General features: G+C 52.4%; 15 protein-coding genes. 8 read left to right on the top strand and 7 right to left on the bottom strand.

Translation table 11 applies throughout. The features are described from left to right. Window positions 1-25: 25 nt before the first annotated feature. Window positions 26-1,231 carry an NnrS family protein gene (locus BLV87_RS14965; RefSeq protein ID WP_093069974.1) on the bottom strand — a complete coding sequence of 402 codons (1,206 nt, stop codon included), beginning with the start codon at window positions 1,229-1,231 and terminating at the stop codon, window positions 26-28. 103 nt (window positions 1,232-1,334) lie between these two features. On the opposite strand from BLV87_RS14965, the gene BLV87_RS14960 reads away from it, so the two are divergent. Continuing rightward, a complete protein-coding gene (locus tag BLV87_RS14960; RefSeq protein WP_093069972.1) occupies window positions 1,335-2,072 on the top strand; it encodes a TSUP family transporter in 738 nt (245 codons plus the stop codon). Between the two features lie 48 nt (window positions 2,073-2,120). On the opposite strand, the gene der is transcribed toward BLV87_RS14960, so the two are convergent. Next, window positions 2,121-3,539 carry a ribosome biogenesis GTPase Der gene (der, locus tag BLV87_RS14955; protein ID WP_093069970.1) on the bottom strand — a complete coding sequence of 473 codons (1,419 nt, stop codon included), beginning with the start codon at window positions 3,537-3,539 and terminating at the stop codon, window positions 2,121-2,123. Window positions 3,540-3,599: 60 nt separating this feature from the next. Between der and BLV87_RS14950 the strand changes: the two genes are divergently transcribed. Then, entirely contained in the window at window positions 3,600-4,145 is a 546-nt protein-coding gene (locus BLV87_RS14950; RefSeq protein ID WP_093069969.1) for an NUDIX hydrolase, read from the top strand. Here BLV87_RS14950 and BLV87_RS14945 read toward each other — a convergent pair whose 3' ends face one another. The 5 genes from BLV87_RS14945 to cas1f form a co-directional block, all read right to left on the bottom strand. Next, the gene (locus BLV87_RS14945; RefSeq protein ID WP_175517960.1) at window positions 4,146-4,586 is read right to left on the bottom strand and encodes an RDD family protein; all 441 of its coding nucleotides are present in this window, start codon (window positions 4,584-4,586) and stop codon (window positions 4,146-4,148) included. It lies immediately after the preceding gene. Beyond that, complete coding sequence (locus tag BLV87_RS14940; RefSeq protein ID WP_175517959.1) at window positions 4,576-5,160, bottom strand: anthranilate synthase component II; 585 nt, start codon at window positions 5,158-5,160, stop codon at window positions 4,576-4,578. Before BLV87_RS14940 ends, BLV87_RS14945 begins: the two co-directional genes overlap by 11 nt. Window positions 5,161-5,171: 11 nt before the next feature. Beyond that, window positions 5,172-6,653, bottom strand: coding sequence for an anthranilate synthase component I (trpE, locus tag BLV87_RS14935; protein WP_093069967.1), 1,482 nt, complete (start codon window positions 6,651-6,653; stop codon window positions 5,172-5,174). A 173-nt stretch (window positions 6,654-6,826) separates the two neighbouring features. Further along, on the bottom strand, window positions 6,827-10,165 hold the full coding sequence (gene cas3f / locus BLV87_RS14930) for a type I-F CRISPR-associated helicase Cas3f (RefSeq protein ID WP_093069965.1): 3,339 nt from the start codon (window positions 10,163-10,165) through the stop codon (window positions 6,827-6,829). After that, a complete protein-coding gene (cas1f, locus tag BLV87_RS14925) occupies window positions 10,162-11,055 on the bottom strand; it encodes a type I-F CRISPR-associated endonuclease Cas1f (protein ID WP_093069963.1) in 894 nt (297 codons plus the stop codon). Before cas1f ends, cas3f begins: the two co-directional genes overlap by 4 nt. A gap of 70 nt (window positions 11,056-11,125) precedes the next feature. Between cas1f and BLV87_RS14920 the strand changes: the two genes are divergently transcribed. The 6 genes from BLV87_RS14920 to cas6f all read left to right on the top strand — a co-directional run bounded on the left by BLV87_RS14920 (window position 11,126) and on the right by cas6f (window position 15,973). Next, window positions 11,126-11,377, top strand: coding sequence for a CopG family ribbon-helix-helix protein (locus tag BLV87_RS14920; protein ID WP_093069962.1), 252 nt, complete (start codon window positions 11,126-11,128; stop codon window positions 11,375-11,377). A 205-nt stretch (window positions 11,378-11,582) separates the two neighbouring features. Beyond that, complete coding sequence (locus BLV87_RS14915; protein ID WP_093069959.1) at window positions 11,583-11,867, top strand: type II toxin-antitoxin system RelE/ParE family toxin; 285 nt, start codon at window positions 11,583-11,585, stop codon at window positions 11,865-11,867. Window positions 11,868-11,961: 94 nt separating this feature from the next. After that, window positions 11,962-13,371 (top strand): type I-F CRISPR-associated protein Csy1, encoded by a 1,410-nt coding sequence (locus BLV87_RS14910; protein WP_093069958.1) that lies wholly within the window; start codon window positions 11,962-11,964, stop codon window positions 13,369-13,371. Window positions 13,372-13,373: 2 nt separating this feature from the next. After that, the gene (locus BLV87_RS14905; protein WP_093069956.1) at window positions 13,374-14,300 is read left to right on the top strand and encodes a type I-F CRISPR-associated protein Csy2; all 927 of its coding nucleotides are present in this window, start codon (window positions 13,374-13,376) and stop codon (window positions 14,298-14,300) included. 2 nt (window positions 14,301-14,302) lie between these two features. After that, entirely contained in the window at window positions 14,303-15,334 is a 1,032-nt protein-coding gene (gene csy3 / locus BLV87_RS14900; protein ID WP_093069954.1) for a type I-F CRISPR-associated protein Csy3, read from the top strand. A gap of 3 nt (window positions 15,335-15,337) precedes the next feature. After that, a complete protein-coding gene (gene cas6f / locus BLV87_RS14895) occupies window positions 15,338-15,973 on the top strand; it encodes a type I-F CRISPR-associated endoribonuclease Cas6/Csy4 (protein ID WP_093069953.1) in 636 nt (211 codons plus the stop codon). The last annotated feature ends 356 nt before the right edge of the window (window positions 15,974-16,329 follow it).

The raw sequence follows: 16,329 nt of genomic DNA, 5'->3' as shown, positions 1-16,329 counted from the left end.
CCAGATTGTGCAAGCAGTGTGAAAGTTAGCCGTAACGCCCGTCAATACGCGGTTTCAGCAACATGGGCGCATACTGCCACACAAACAGCGCAAAAGCGGTTATCCATAGCAATTGTGCGCTTAGAATCCACATCGCGTAGAACTCTGGTACAAGTGCGGCATTCACCACGCGCACGAATGCACCCGCAAACAACAGCAAGAAAATGATGACTAGAATCGCCGGAGGTTCCGCCACATTGCGCCCAGTATGCCCCAATGCTACCCGTGTCATCATGCCGCAGGTCATCATGGCAATCCCGCCATAGGCGAATGCGTGAATCCACACAGGCGCAATGCCTGCCGCAAGATTAAGGAATTTCAGCAGGAAACCAAAGATAAGCCAGCCATACGCCAAGTAAAGTGACCACAACAGCGGTTTTTCCCAAATAGCAGGGTGATACCAGCCGTGTAAACGGAAAGCGTGTAACAGCACTTGTACCAAAGCAAACATACCGCTGAGCAGCCCCGCCAAGGGATTGCCCGTGGCTAATGCCCACACATCCGCCCCTACAAACAATACAAATAACACCAAACTGAAACGATCCAGCCAGACATCGTTGTTGGCAGTAAACGGGCAACCCACGCCGCGTTCAATAAAAAACGGAATCACGCGCCGCCCCATTGTGAATATCAGCGCCAAAATCAGGTAGAAACCGGCATACAAACCGACCTGAGTGCCTTGCGCCCAATAACCGAGTAAGCCCAGATAAAACACAATGTTCGCCGGAATCAGCAAGGCAATTTTGCCTACCAGTGCAGCCTGTTTCCATTGCTTAGTACGAATAATCGGGCGGGCAAGCGCCAGCGTCAGCCACAGTAAAAACAGCGTGTCGATGATGGCAATAACGCTTAACGGTACACCGGCAAAGGGTAATAGGCGTGCCAAGAGCCACACACCGGCTAATACCAGCAACGGGGTTTGGTTCAGGGTTTGTTGATTCGTCCAATTTTTTACGGCTGTGAGCAAGAAACCAGTGGCGACGGCAACGGCGTAGCCAAATACCATTTCATGCGCGTGCCAAGTGATGGCAGGGTAAGTGGGTGGTAAACCTGTCCACCCGAAACCGTAGATACCTGCCCATAGGATCATGCCAATAACAGCAAACAATCCGGCAGCGAGAAAGAAGGGGCGAAAACCGAGGTGGTCGAAGGCGTATTTGCCCACGTAAGGCTTTTCGGGGGTGAGTAGCATGGGGACATCCGTGTGCTGAGGGCGATGTGTGATTATAGCAATCCATCAATTATACTGCACTGCAAGATAACTGCTTTCTTTAATACCAGCGTCAAGGTTCACAATGGAATTACTCTTAGCCCTGTTCGTCATCGCTATCATTGCCGGATGGGTGGATTCCATTGGCGGTGGCGGCGGTTTGATCTGCATTCCTGCGTTATTATGGGCAGGTTTTACCCCACTGGAAACGCTGGCAACCAATAAATTGCAGGCAAGTTTCGGTTCATCCACGGCTGCTATCAATTACACCCGCCACGGGCTAGTTGATGTGAAAGGGCAAAAGCTGGCAATTGCGCTGACGTTTCTTGGCTCGGTGTGCGGCACATTGCTGGTGCAGCAGCTTGATGCCAGTCTGTTGGAAAAAGCGATTCCGGTCTTGCTGATAGCATTCGCGCTGTACTTCTTATTCTCACCGAAAATCAGTGATGCGGATAAGCATCAGGTAATTTCACCCCCTGTGTTTGCGCTGACTGTCGGCTTTGGGGCAGGTTTTTACGATGGTTTTTTTGGCCCCGGTACAGGGACATTTTTCATGATGGGCTACGTGGCGCTGCTGGGGTATGGTGTGCCAAAAGCTACTGGCAATACCAAACTGCTGAATTTCACCAGCAATATTGCCTCGCTGCTGTTTTTCGCGCTCTCAGGGCATATCGTGTGGTTGGCAGGGTTGGTGATGGGAATAGGGCAGGTGATCGGCAGTTACATCGGTTCGCACATGGCGGTCAAGCACGGTACACGCCTGATCCGCCCTGTCCTAGTAACTGTGTCGCTATTAGTCTCACTGAAACTGCTACTCGACTAACTCTTCCTCCCTGCCCCCCTTGCGGGGGAAGGGCTGGGGAAGGGGGGCTTACTTCTTTTTCTTCTCGCTCTTCTTAATCTTATGAATCCGCGCTGCCAGCCGCTTCTTGGTGTGTTCCTGACGCGGTGTCAGCGTATTGCGCTTGCCTTCATACGGATTTTCGCCGCCTTTGTATTCAATTCGCACCTGACTGCCAACTAATTTCAGCGTTTTGTGGAAATAGTTGGTCAGGTAGCGTGTATACATATCCGGCACGTAATCGGTACGGTTGCCATGAATAATGACGCGGAACGGGTTGCTGCCGCCTTGGTGAGCGTAGCGCAGTTTGATGCGTTGCCCACGGGTCAACGGCGGCTGATGCTGTTGCACTGCCATTTCCAGAATACGGGTCAAACGTGGCGTTGGCACTTTGAGCATGGCGGAATCGTAAGCGCGTTTCACTGCCGTATACAGCAAGCCGACGTTAGAGCCGTGCAGTGCGGAGATGAAGTACTTTTCGGCGAAATCGAGGAACGGCAGTTTGACTTCAAGCTGTTGCTTGATCCATTCGCGCTCGTCGGATTCCATGCCATCCCATTTGTTCACAGCCAGCACCAAGGCTTTGCCCGCATCCAAAATCAACCCCAGCAAGTGCGCATCTTGGTCGGTAATGCTGTCGTGCGCGTCCACCAGCATAATGACGACGTGGCAACGTTGAATCGCATCCAGCGTTTTGATAATGCTGAACTTTTCGATGGTTTCATCCACGCGGCTGCGGCGACGTACCCCAGCGGTGTCGATCAGGGTGTATGCTTGCCCATTGCGTTCAAACGGGATAAAAATACTGTCACGGGTCGTGCCCGGTTGGTCGAACGCAATCACGCGCTCTTCACCCATAATGCGATTGATCAGGGTCGATTTGCCGACATTTGGGCGACCCACGAAGGCGATGCGGATGCTGCCGTCGTCTTCCTCTTCTTCCTCGACATCGAAATCCGCGCCGAGGCTGTCGAGTACCGCCGTCATCAGCACGGTCACGCCGCGTCCTTGCACCGCTGCAATCTGGAACACCTCGGTAAAGCCGAGCGAGTAAAATTCGGAGGAGGCTTGATCCGCATCCACCCCGTCGATTTTATTGACGAGCAGGTAAACCGGCTTGCCCATCACGCGGATGTCTTGCGCAATCTGTTGGTCAGCGGCGGTCAGCCCTTGCTTGCCATCGACGATGAATAAGATCGCATCGGCTTCTTGCATCGCGGCACGGGTTTGTTTCGCCATGTGTTCGTCGATACCGACTTCTTCACCGCTCAAACCGCCCGTGTCGATCAGCATGTAGCTGCGTCCGTTGAGTTCGCCAGTGCCGTATTTGCGGTCACGGGTCAAGCCGGGGAAATCGGCAACGAGCGCGTCACGCGAACGGGTCAGGCGGTTGAATAGGGTGGATTTGCCTACATTAGGGCGACCAATCAGTGCGAGGACGGGTTTCATGGTATAAACAGTACAGCAGAAAATGAAGCAGGCTAGGATAGCATTATTTTGGGAGAAAACATGAATTATTGCAGCGATTGCGGCGCAACCGTGAGTTTAAAAATCCCTGAACACGACGATCGCCTGCGTTTTGTATGCGATGCCTGTGGGGTGATTCATTACCAAAACCCCAAGATTGTGGCCGGGGCGTTGCCGGTGTGGGGCGAACAGGTGTTGCTGTGTCGGCGGGCGATTGCACCGCGTTACGGCTTGTGGACATTGCCTGCGGGCTTCATGGAAAACGGCGAAACCACCGACCAAGCCGCTGCCCGCGAAGCGCGTGAAGAAGCCAATGCCAGCTTGCGGGATTTGCGGCTGTATACGGTGATTAGCATTCCGCACATCAATCAGGTGTACATGTTGTACCGCTGCGAATTGGTGTCAGACGACTTTTCGCCGGGGGTGGAAAGTCTGGAAACGCGCTTGTTCCACGAGCATGAAATCCCGTGGGGCGAGTTGGCGTTTCCGTCGGTGCGCAAGACCTTGGAATGTTTTTTCAGTGATCGCAAGCTAGGGGCGTTTTCGGTACACAATTTGGGATTTGTGATTCCCAAACCTGCGGCGTGATTACTTTTTGTGGATACGCACCAAACGTGTGTGTGAGAAACGGTCATGCCAGGTTAGGTGTTCGGGGTCAAATAAGGCAATCAAAAAGCCAGCCCCCAGCGTTGCCCAACTGAGCAATGCCCACAGGCACCGGGAACGGGCTTGCTGCCAATTGATCGCTTGTCCATCGGGGGTGACAACGCGCAGTTTCCACGCTCGCATTCCCAGTGTTTGCCCGCCATGCGTCCAAAACCAACCGAAAAAGCCGTAGGTCATGGCGACGTAGACCAAGACCATGATGGCATCCGGTACTTTTGCGCCAGTCAATGCGGTGAAAGCGTAAGCGGGAATCGCGGCAGCAATTACCACGCTGAAACCAGCGAGTACGGTGTCGTAGAGGATTGCGCCGAGGCGACGCAGGAGAGTGGCGGGTTCAGCAGTCATGATATTTTTACTTGCCATCCAAGAAATTCCGCAACATGTCGTGCCCGTATTGGGTGAGGATGGATTCGGGGTGGAATTGCACGCCCTCCACTGGCAGCGTTTTGTGGCGCACACCCATGATTTCATCCAGCTTGCCATCGGCGGTTTCTGTCCAGGCGGTAATTTCCAGACAGTCGGGAATACTTTCTTGCTCGATCACCAGCGAGTGGTAGCGGGTGGCTTCAAACGGGCTGGGCAAGCCGGTGAATACGCCGACACCTTTGTGATGCACCAAGGAAATTTTGCCGTGCATGATTTCTTTGGCGCGGATGATCTTGCCGCCGAACGCTTGCCCGATGGATTGATGCCCAAGGCATACGCCCAAAATCGGGATTTTGCCCGCAAACCGCAGCAGGGTAGGGATGGAAATACCCGCTTCTGTCGGGGTGCAAGGCCCTGGTGATAGTACGATTTTGTCCGGTGCAATGTCGTCAATCGCTTCGACGGGGATTTCGTCGTTGCGCACTACCTGCACATCCGCACCCAGTTCGCCGAAGTATTGCACGAGGTTGTAGGTGAACGAATCGTAGTTGTCGACCATTAGCAATTTCATGTTCACCCTCCTTATTTGTGTTTGCCGTTCAAGCCGGATAATGCAGCACTGGCAGCACGGAATACCGCACGACCTTTGTTCATGGTTTCATCCCATTCCGATTGCGGTACGGAGTCGTAAACCACACCCGCGCCCGCTTGGATGTGCAGCACGTCATCCTTGATGACGGCGGTACGAATCGCAATCGCAGTATCCATATTGCCATTCCACGCCAGATAGCCGACCGCGCCCGAGTACACGCCGCGTTTGACGGGTTCGAGTTCGTCGATGATTTCCATCGCGCGGATTTTCGGCGCACCACTGACGGTTCCGGCGGGGAAGGTGGCGCGTAATACATCCATCGCATCCAGCCCCGGCAGCAATTTGCCGGTGACGTTGGAAACGATGTGCATGACGTGCGAATAGCGTTCCACGATCATTTTGTCGGTGAGTTTGACCGAGCCGATTTCGCTGACGCGCCCGGCATCGTTGCGCCCAAGGTCGATCAGCATCAGGTGTTCGGCGAGTTCTTTGGGGTCGTTGAGCAATTCGGTTTCGAGTTCCTGATCGCGTTGTTCGGTGTCACCACGGCGGCGCGTTCCGGCAATCGGGCGCACGGTAATTACGTCATCTTCGAGGCGCACCAGAATTTCCGGCGAGGAACCAACGATGTGGAAATCACCCAGATTCAGGAAGTACATGTACGGCGACGGATTGAGGCGGCGCAAGGCACGATACAAATCCAGTGGCGGGGCGGCAAACGGAATGCTCATACGTTGCGACAGCACCACTTGCATAATATCGCCCGCTTTGATGTATTCTTTCGCATCCAGCACCGCTTGCTTGAAACCGTCCTCGGTGAAGCCGGAAATGAAGTCGCTTTCGTCTACCTGTGTTGCTTTGGGGGCGGGTTGGTAGAGGCGGCGGGCTTCCTGCAATTGGCGTTCGAGAGCGTCGAGGCGTTGCTGGGCTTGCGTGTAACCGTTGGCTTCCGCCAAAACGATTAAGTGCAATTCGCCGCGCAAATTGTCGAAGACCACGACTTCATCCGACACCATTAGCACAATGTCCGGCGTACCAAGCGGGTCGGGTTTGTCGCGCCCGTTGGCGAGTTTTTTCTCGATGTAGCGGATGGTTTCGTAGCCGAAATAGCCGACCAGTCCGCCGTTGAAGCGCGGCAAGCCGTCAATATCGGGTACGTTGTATTGCTGCTGGAATGTGGTAATCCACGCCAACGGATCAGCTACGTCGAAGGTTTCTAGGGGTTGATGGGCGCGATGCACTTCCACCCGCAAGCCAAACACCTTGATGATGGTTTGTGCTGGCAGGCCAAGCATGGAATAACGTCCCCATTTTTCCCCGCCCTGCACGGACTCGAACAGGTAGGAATAGGGCGCGTCAGCGAGTTTGAGGTAGGCACTTAACGGGGTATCAAGGTCAGCCAGTATGGTACGGCGGACAGGAACGCGGTTGTAGCCTTGGGCAATATAGGTATCAAAGATGTCCTGATTCATAAGAACTTCCAAATAAAACGGGTAATGAAACACTTCCAGCAGGGTATCAGCAGGAACGCCATCGCCACGTTTTGTTCAGAAAGTGTTTCATCAGGTATAAGTGATCAGGTTAAAGAATGGCGAAAGTCTACCATAGGCTTTCTGGAACTGTTACGGAAAAATGGTGATCGGCACTAACGCAGGCGATATACGCCGAGTAGAGGGTGGTAACGCAGGGTGTGATTCTTGTCGGTTTCACTGTAACAGGCACTTTCAATACTCATCAGTTGTTGTCGAATCAGCGTTTCTTCCTTGTCGGCGAAGAGTTTGGCTTTCAAGTCATCGTATAGCGCTTCAACATTCCAGTCGCATAAATAGCGCGTGGTAGAAATGTCTTCGGGTTTCGGAGGCTTGATCTCCACTGTCTCGAAAGTGTGTTTGATTTCTTCGCGGCAATACCATTGATTTTCCGCGTCTAGCCAGAATAACAGATTGCTGTGAGCGCGGCGGAAGCGGTTGTGTTTGGCGTGATAATCGCTCAATGCCATTGAGGGGGATTGAATAAAGTGCTGCAAACCAATGTGTGAAATAGGATTGCGGTTGGCTGTGCCGCTTAACCAATCGCGGAGTTTGCGGTGTTCCAGCGTGGTAATGGCGGCGGTTTGTGCCTGTTCTTGGCTTAACAGGGAACGTGCATCAATATTTTGCGTGAGTAGGGCGAGGTCATATACCGCTTGGGTTTGGTGTTGCTTGAGGGTGTAACCGTCGGTTTCTACACCAGGGTAGCAGAACGCTTTGTCGTTGCCTTTGTAGCCCCGGATGGTGGTGGATAGCAGGGCAATGTTTTGGGTATTCGCTGTCGTGGGGCGGTGACGGCGTACCCGTCCGGCGGTTTGAATAATGGCGCGGGTTGATGATGGCTCGATGATTGCCCAATCGAAATCGTGATCTCGCCCGATTTCTTCAATCGGGGTGGCAGAAACCACTAGCATAATGGTTTGCGCGGGGCTGCTATCCAAGGCTTGGCGCACCAATGGATGTTGCAGGAATTCGGCTTCATCCTTGCGCTTGAGCATCACGTCCAACTGTTTTTCGACTTCAAACCGCACGACGGGCAGTAATTTGGCGTGGTAGCACAATACACGGTGATCCGGCTGGTCAGGTGTGGGTTCGTGTCGCAACAAGTATTCGGCGAAACGCCAGCACGGTTCGGTATTGCTCCAACGCACCAAACCGATGGATACCCGTTTGCACGTTTGTGGATCAATCATGGCGTGTTGTTGGTGGAAGGTGTGGCACTGCGCTAATACCGCTGCAAAGACGGGGCTGAGATCGACCGTTTTGTGTGAGTGAATATACATTGTGGCGGGTTTCGTGGTGGGAAGTTCCAGCAACGCAGCTTGGCGTTTGGCGGTTTCGCCTTGCAACTGCCCGACCAATTGCTGGGTAATGTTGCCGTGGGTGCGGTTAAAAGCTTCTTCGCTACTGCATTTTTCCACGCGGCTGAGGCTGGCTTGATCGGCAAACCAACCTGCGAATAAACGCGGCTCTTGCTGTTTGCGGGCGCAATATTGCGTGTAACCCTTTTCGTAAGCGGCAAAAAACTGTTCGGCAAGGGCAGGGGGGATGGTTGCCGAAGCGAGCAAGACTTTGCGCCCAAACAAGCCGCACAAATACACCAATTTGCCCAGTACGATCAGGTCTTCTTCGCTGTAGGCATCGACTTCATCCAGCACCAAGTCAGAGGTCATCAGGCGCAAACTGGCATATAAATGGCGGCTGCGGTTGGGGTTTGCAGCGGCGACTAAATAATCTACGGTAGAAACCAGAATCGGCGCGGTTAACAACAGGCGTTTTTTGGGTTCGGTTGCCAACAGGGTTTGCAATTGTGGCGGCAAGTCCAGATCCACGTCTTCCATGCCGTCAATGGCGTGATCGTCGAGATTATCCGAAGTCGCGCTTTCACTGCCGGATGCTTCAAGGTTGATTTCGTGTAAGCGGCGAGCGAGTTCTGAGCCGACTAATGTGCTGACTTGTTTATCGTCCAGTCCCAATTCTTCGCGGTAAGCTGTGCCGGATTGCAAGGTCAGGGTGCGTAATCCCAGTGCGAGGTTGTAACGGACTCGTGGGGAAAGTTGCGCCATCAGCCGCGCACAGGCACGGGTTTTACCTGCGCCGGTGCGAGCTAACACAATGCCGAAAAAGCCGCTGTCCTGGATGCCGTCTTTGACGCGCTCCTTGATTTTTTGGCACGCATCATCCTGCCAGTAAAACGGTGAATCGAGTTGCTTGTGAATCTGCCGTAAACCGTCTGGCAGGGCTTCGGGCGTGATGCCGGGAAGATTATCCAGTAAGCGCAAACCCAAACGGAACAGACTGCCGCTTTCCTTGCCGACACCGCGTAAATGCTCATTGAGTGTTGCTGCCATACAGCCTTTAGCGCGGTTGGTATTGGCAAAATATAACGGCTTCGCGGCTTTTTTGTCTCCAGTAAAGCACTGCTGAGTGTTCTGGTTGGAAACAAAGTGATCGCCCAACATCAGCATGGTGCGGCAATAGTGGGCGATGAAGGGAATCCAATCGGGTGCTGACAGGTTGAGTTCGGGATTCGCCCGCATGAGATGCTGTAATTGCGTGGCTTTAGCAGCAACTTGTTGTGTCCACCACGGGTTATCTGACCAGAGTGCTTTTTTGTCAGCCATCGGTTGTAGGCATTCCAGAAAAACGTCGTGCGTAAACGGACGGTGGATATGTGAGCCAGCGCGTAACATCTGTTTGCCATTCAAGCGCATCACCCCTTGAGGCAAACGATGGTGCGAGAGAATCAACCATGCCAGATGGTGCAGCAATGGTGTGTTGTTGATATTGGGTAAAGGTAAATCGTGTACTTTGGTGTCCAATGTCGGGTCATTATTGCCTTGAATGTCCCGCCAGAGGCGTTCGAGTTGTGCCGCATCGGTGTAACAACCCTCCGCAAACGCCGCTTCCAAACGTGGGTGTAGTGTTGAGTAATCCGCCAGTCGCTCTATCCACGTCATGTCATCTGGCGATTGCCCCAAGATTTTTTCCAGCATCAGCCATGACACGTATTCGTGGCGTAAGGGTTCACCTGTCGAGGCATTCTTGCTGAGTTTGTTTTGGAAGAGCCGGTTGGCTTTGCCTAAATCGTGGAATAAGCCTGCCAGTTCGGTGAGGTAACGGGCGGCGCGTTCCTGTGGTGTCGGTTCGATCACGGTTTGCAGCATGTCACGCTTTGTCCAACTGAAGGCGAACATACCTTCGTTGTTGAAGTGTTTGCGTGTGCCAATAATCCATTCCAGTGTGGTGCGATTGTTACCGCGTACCCGGTGACAACTGACCGACATTTGTCGGGTTACTTTGCTTTTAAGTTCGGCGTAAATGTCGCGTAAGCCTTCTTCGGAAAGGCGTGCCATCCATGTGCGTCGCCCCAATTGCGTGGCGTATTTATTCAGGATGCGCCGTGAAAGTTTGAAGGCGTTGTGTTCGCATTCGCTGACAAACAGGATAATCATGCAGCCTCCGCATTGACTTGTTGCAGGGCGGCTTTCACTTGATTGAACATGAAGGGCAGGCTATCCATTTGATCGAGGAAGGCAATGCATTGATTGCGCATTTCCTGATCGCTTTTCTTTTGTGAGGCTGCCGTAAATGCTACGGGTAAAATCACGGCATCTTTGATCATATCCGCCACATCAAACACCAATGCACCTCTGCGGGTCATCCCGTGTGAAACGGGCATGGCGTGTGGAATGCCCAATACCCACAAAACGGTGGCAGCCAAGCCGTAAGCCAAATAATTGCCGTGATCCAGATAGCTGTTGTGTGCATCGCGGGTGTCGCCTGCACCTGGTTTGCGTTCAAATTTCACCTTGAAGTGGCGAGCGAGTAGTGCGTACAGGCTTTTGGAAAAGTTAGCCTCGTAGCCCATCAGTTGTTGGTTGTCGCGGGCGATGACGATTTGTTGCAGGTAGGTTTCAATCAGCGGGGCAGGGTCAACGGGGAGATTTTCTACCTTTTTCCATGCTTTGCGCACGAATTCACAGCGTTGTTGCTGGAAATATTTGGCGACTTGCAGGCGTTTTTGTTCATCCCACCAAAATTTTACCCATGCTTGCAGATATTCGGTGGGGCGGTATTCGCTTTGCGAAGCGAGAAACAAGGGTGAGCCGCCACCGCCGACGAATGCCAACATTACGCCTTCTTCTGCCAGCAAACGGGCGGCGGGTTGGGTGATGGATGTACCCGTTCCCAGCAATAACACGGAGGTGTTGCCATACGGAATGCTCCAGAATTTTTGGTAGGCACCCTCTTGGCGCACATAGGTGAGCTTTTCATCTTTGACCATGATGCGGCATTGTTCCAACAGGTAAATGCCTTGGCGGTGCGAAGGTAAAATAGCCATTGTGTAGCAATCTCAATGTTAGGTGATGTAATATAGCGTTATACAACGTCAAACATTGAGGATCAATGCCATGTCAAAAGAATCCATCGGTTTTCGGATTGAAAGTGAAAAGCGGGTCGCTTTGGATCAACTGTCACAAGCCATGCAGCGTGACCGTTCCACGCTGATCAATGAAGCAATTGATAGTTACCTTGAGTTGCATTACTGGCAGGTGGAACTGATCAACAAGCGTTTAGCCAGCGCTAATGCAGGAGAGGTTGGGGTAGAGCATTCCGAAGTGTTCGCCAACTTACGCAAACGCTTACAAGGAAAACTGAACTGAAAAGGATTCCCCCGTCTGATGGATGCCAGCGGGGGATGTGCTGTCTGCCACCTATTCGGCGGATAATTTTCACTTGCTGTATTCAGCAATACATTTCTAAGCCACTAGTAAAGCGGATGCGGATAGATAATAGCAAACCTGTTGACCTGTGGGCAGACGAAGAATAACATCCTGTATAGCTTAATACTGAAATAAGGTTTTTTTAATGAAAATTGTATGGTTGCAAGGTGCTATCCATGACTTGGAAGCCCTATTTGAATACATTGGGATGGAAAATCCACCTGCTGCTTTTGCTATGTGCGATCTCATTGAACGTAGAACAGGGCAGTTAGCCGATCATCCTTTTCTCGGACGTGAAGGGCGCGTAGCAACTACCCGTGAATTGGTTGTTGCCGGAACGCCTTTCATCGTTGTCTATCGAGTTCTGTCCAATCAAGTCGATATTCTTGCCATTTTGCATGGTGCGATGCGTTGGCCTGATACGTTTTGATTATGTTTCACCCCTTTGACAAGCTTGTCATCGTTGGCATTGATTAAACAATAGTTTATTGTCAGATTAATATCCTTATGGGGAAATAGGCTGTATGCAATTTGATGATGCCAAAATTGATCTGAAAAATCTTCCTGATCTTCTCACCCGTTACGATTCGCCGTTGCTGCAAGTAGCCAACGGTGAGTTGCGCCAATACTTAACGGCTTTGCTGAACGCGCTGTTTTGGAAAGCAACCAAGCCCAAAGCGTTATTTGATGAATCCACCGCTAAACAAGCTTTACAAGACGAAAAACGTTTGCAGTCGTTGTTGGGTGTTGCTGAAAGTGCATTGGGGACACACAACCTCAAATATCCCAATGCCAATGTGAATCAGGGGGCGGTGTTTGAACAAAATGTAGCACGCGAGACAGGGCAGAACATTCAGCCGTGGATGTCATCACATTCAGTGGCGTTGACGCGTACCGTCGGGGGTGCGGGGAATGCAGCATGGGCGGCGGAAATCCGTTTGCTGGGCACAGAGTTTTTGCTGGATGGGCAACGTGTACGCATGGCGGATGTGTTGGCGCAACGTGAAGGTGCGGTTTGGGATGCATTATTGAGCTTGGGTCTGTGTGAAGGTGATGCAGAGAAACTGGGTGGTGTGTTGCGGCAACGTTTACAGCAGTCGGATAAAGGCTATTTGGATCGTTTGAGCAAACAAGTGTTTTTCCCGCTACGGGATGATGAGGATGTTGTCATTACCCCGGTACAGCATTTTGGTTTAGCCCGCGAATTTCACACACGATTTTTCCAGCGGGTGAAGAAAGAAAATCCACAGCAGGAACGTTTTCAAACACGGGCGTTAAAAGTTGGGGGCGCAAACCCGATTAATGCAGGGCCGTATAACGCGGAAATTGCCGGTTTGTATCGCCATTTGTTGGCGGAAGTGCCGCCTGCGAATCGTCGCCCCTTTGCGGCAGATACGGAAAAAGCACAGGCATTTGAGGAACACGCGCAAGTATTGCTGGCAAGGCTACGTCAGCGGCAGACGGTTTTCCCGTTGCCGAATCAGTTGGTGTTCGATGATACGTTTTTGAGCGGTGAAGCCATTGCGCAGCATGGCTGGAGCGGTGGGGAACGGCGGGGCAAAAGCAATGCGTACAACCGCAATACCTATCAGGTGGCGGTGGATTACATGGCGGAACAACTTCTACACGATGCTACCCATTTAGCGGAATGGTTGGCTGCCCAAGAAAACAGCGTGTTGTTACAGCCCGAATTTGCACAGGTGTCGGTCTTGGAAAAAGCGTGGTTAGACCCGCGTTTACGTCCGCAAGCTCGTTTGGGGGCGGATCAAGTGGCGATATTGCTGACGGATGCGTTGCGTTTGTTTAAGGCTTGCCAGCATCACTATCAATACCAAACAGAACAACAGAAATGGGACAAGCAGTCACGGATATTATCCATTGGGGATGATCAAGCCTTGCGTGACAGTTTAGCCACCTTGATTCGGGAGTTTTAGGCATGAGTACAGTGATGGAAACAATGGCTTATGTGGTGATTCCCGGTTTGCAGGTGAAAGACTTTAATGCCGAAAGTAACCAGTATGTGGTGGGTATTCCGGCGATGACAGGATTTACAGGCTTTGGGCATGGCATTGAGCGGCATTTGCAAACGTTGGGTTGGAAACTGCAAGTAGAGGGTGTGGCGGTCATGCTGCATGACTTGCGGCTACATGAAGGGCATCCGAAATGTCCGGCGGCAATGTTGGGCGCGAAAGATTTTATTAACCCGCCGATCATTGAAGAAATCAAAGGCGATATGCGGGTGACGTTGGTACTGCGTTTGGTGGGAGATTTGGACGACGCTGCGTTGTACGAAAAAGTACGCGATGAGTTTGCAACGCCGGAAACCCGCCAAGCCTTGTATGGCTGGATTCATGCTAACCCGTGTTGTGGTGGTAGTTGCCACGATTTGAAAGCCTTGCGTCTGATGGTGGTAGAAACGGCTGAAGATCATTCACGTTTGGTTGCGGCTTTGAAGCGTCTGCAACAGCACGATAAAGGTTTCTGGGTTGTGCCGCGTGATGACTTGCTGCGTGAGCGACAAGCCGAAGGGCAGGATGTGCTGGATGCTTTGCTGGACACCCAACGGCGTATGAAGCAAGAGGATGGTCGTTGGCGGCGTGATGCGTGGATTCGTGAGCAAAAACGCTGGTTAGTCCCCCTCGCGGTCGGCTACCAAGCCATCGAAGCCCCGCAACCCCGCCAGGGTGTGCGCAAAAATGCGCGGCATATCTACGCCGAGCCGCTGACGGGATTGGGGGAGTTGGTCTACGCCAGTCATTGGTTGTGGCAAGCGGATTTTTCATTGGATAGCGTGTTTTGGGTGCATCGGCATGACGCGCAGCAACAAACGTATTTTGTAACGACTTTACAGGCAGAGGCATAATCATGGCAGCAGCAAAATTAACTTTACCGTCGATGTTGAATTATACCCGCAGCATTATTCCTTCCAACGGGGTGTTTTTTTATCGCGATGGTGAGCAGGAAAAGCCGATCACGGTGCATCAGCAGACGGTACGCGGCACGATTGCGAACTACGGCAATGTGTACAAAGGCGATAAGCAGCAAAGTGAAAGCGATCTTGCCAAGCAGCTTGATCCGGCGAATGCGAATATTCAGCGCATTGATGTGTGTTACTTGCCGGATGCGGTGGATACGTTTTGTTTGCGTTTTAGCGTGACGTTTGCGGCGCATTCGCTGGCTCCGGGGGCGTGTAATGACACGGAATACGCCAAGGCATTGGAACAATTTGCGCTGGCGTATCGGGAAAAGGGCGGTTATACCGAGTTGGCGGGGCGTTATTTGCAGAACCTGATCAATGGGCGTTGGTTGTGGCGGAACCGTTATGCGACCGATAAGCAGGTGACGTTGAGCTATGCAGGAAAAACGCTGGTGTTTGCGGTGGCGCATGAGCTGGAACACGACTATAGCGCGGTGGAAGGGTATGTGGCGTTGCGTGATACCTTGGCGGCGGCATTGTCCGGCAATGGCGGGGTGTTGCGTTTGCAGGTGACAGCGGCGGGCGTGTTGGGCTTTGGGCAGGAGGTGTACCCGTCACAGGAGTTTGTGGAGGGTAAGAAAGATAAAACGCTGGCATCGGTGAAAGTGGCGGGTGATGTGCGTCAGGCGGCTATGCACAGCCAGAAAATCGGTAATGCCTTGCGCACGATTGATGATTGGCACAGCCGTGCAGCGGATTACGGCAAGATTGCGGTCGAGCCTTACGGCGTAGTGGCGCAACGGGCAGAAGCGGTGCGTTTGCCGAACAGTAAGAGCGATTTGTACAGCTACTTGAAGGATTTGGAGCTGTGGACTGAGCGTGTCACGGCGGCACAGGGGATGTTACCCGCTGAGGCGCATTACCTGATGGCGTGCTTGATTCGTGGTGGGGTGTACAGCGGCGGCAAGAAAGAGAAGTAAGCCATGACTAGCCATTATTTGGAATACACGGTGGCGTTGCCTGCGGTCGAAAGTGGCGAGATTAGCCATTTGTTGGGGCGGTTGTGGCAGCGTTTGCATGGGGTATTGGCGGGGGCGAATATCCAGCACCTTGGCATTTCGTTGCCGCGTGCGGGGGCGAAACACCCCGGCAATGTGTTGCGCTTGCACAGTGATGCAGAAACCTTGCAGGCGGTGGCGGCGAATGCGGGTATCCGCCAGCTTGTGGAAAGTGCGGGTATCGTCACCAGTGCGGTGTTGCCTGTGCCGACGGGGTGCGCTTACCGTTGTTATACGCGCAGTCGCCAGTCGGAGAAGTTCAGCGATGCGTGGATTTTGCGGAGTGAGTCCCGCTTGCTGCAACATCTGGAAAAAAAGGGCGTGGTGTTGTCGATCAGCGAATTGCTGGCGCGGCGTAAACGCTTGCAAGAACGGGCTGCCCAAGCCAAACGTGACGCGGTTTATATCAAGTTGCAAAGCCACAGCACCCGCCAAACATTCTCTTTACTGGTGAATACGGCAACGGTGGATGCGGCTTGCTCTGGTCAGTTTTCCCATTATGGGCTGGCGATTGGCGCAGACGAAAAAACGCCGGGTCAGGCTACCGTGCCTTTTTGGTAAACGCGCACCCTTCGTTTTTTCGGTGTGGTGCTAACCCATTGATTTAATGTGGTCGTCTTTTAACAACCGAAAAACGAAGGGTACGCCATCCAAAACACGGCAAGTTACTGATATACTGGGGCTTGCCGCGTTTTTGGCACTATTAACCGCCGTATTGGTGGCTTAGAAAAGAAGAATGCCGGAGTCCAGTAGTGCAGGATGATTAACCGCCGTATTGGTGGCTTAGAAATTTATTAAAAACCCAAACAACTGGAATGATGGATTAACCGCCGTATTGGTGGCTTAGAAATGAAGTGGCTACTCAGAGATTTGCTGAGATTAATTAACCGCCGTATTGGTGGCTTAGAAAGTAAGAA

It is taken from the genome of Thiothrix caldifontis (assembly GCF_900107695.1).
Taxonomy (GTDB): Bacteria; Pseudomonadota; Gammaproteobacteria; order Thiotrichales; family Thiotrichaceae; genus Thiothrix; species Thiothrix caldifontis.
Note: the sequence above shows the minus strand (reverse complement) of the source record. Positions and strands in the feature narration are given on the sequence as shown.

Bases quoted from the DNA above. Each gene is read 5' to 3' on its own strand.
- BLV87_RS14945 (WP_175517960.1), bottom strand. From the start codon at position 4,586: ATGGCAAGTAAAAATATCATGACTGCTGAACCCGCCACTCTCCTGCGT.
- cas6f (WP_093069953.1), top strand. From the start codon at position 15,338: ATGACTAGCCATTATTTGGAATACACGGTGGCGTTGCCTGCGGTCGAA.
- BLV87_RS14910 (WP_093069958.1), top strand. From the start codon at position 11,962: ATGCAATTTGATGATGCCAAAATTGATCTGAAAAATCTTCCTGATCTT.
- csy3 (WP_093069954.1), top strand. From the start codon at position 14,303: ATGGCAGCAGCAAAATTAACTTTACCGTCGATGTTGAATTATACCCGC.
- cas1f (WP_093069963.1), bottom strand. From the start codon at position 11,055: ATGGCTATTTTACCTTCGCACCGCCAAGGCATTTACCTGTTGGAACAA.
- BLV87_RS14950 (WP_093069969.1), top strand. From the start codon at position 3,600: ATGAATTATTGCAGCGATTGCGGCGCAACCGTGAGTTTAAAAATCCCT.
- BLV87_RS14960 (WP_093069972.1), top strand. From the start codon at position 1,335: ATGGAATTACTCTTAGCCCTGTTCGTCATCGCTATCATTGCCGGATGG.
- BLV87_RS14965 (WP_093069974.1), bottom strand. From the start codon at position 1,231: ATGCTACTCACCCCCGAAAAGCCTTACGTGGGCAAATACGCCTTCGAC.
- BLV87_RS14920 (WP_093069962.1), top strand. From the start codon at position 11,126: ATGTCAAAAGAATCCATCGGTTTTCGGATTGAAAGTGAAAAGCGGGTC.
- der (WP_093069970.1), bottom strand. From the start codon at position 3,539: ATGAAACCCGTCCTCGCACTGATTGGTCGCCCTAATGTAGGCAAATCC.
- BLV87_RS14905 (WP_093069956.1), top strand. From the start codon at position 13,374: ATGAGTACAGTGATGGAAACAATGGCTTATGTGGTGATTCCCGGTTTG.
- trpE (WP_093069967.1), bottom strand. From the start codon at position 6,653: ATGAATCAGGACATCTTTGATACCTATATTGCCCAAGGCTACAACCGC.
- BLV87_RS14940 (WP_175517959.1), bottom strand. From the start codon at position 5,160: ATGAAATTGCTAATGGTCGACAACTACGATTCGTTCACCTACAACCTC.
- cas3f (WP_093069965.1), bottom strand. From the start codon at position 10,165: ATGATTATCCTGTTTGTCAGCGAATGCGAACACAACGCCTTCAAACTT.
- BLV87_RS14915 (WP_093069959.1), top strand. From the start codon at position 11,583: ATGAAAATTGTATGGTTGCAAGGTGCTATCCATGACTTGGAAGCCCTA.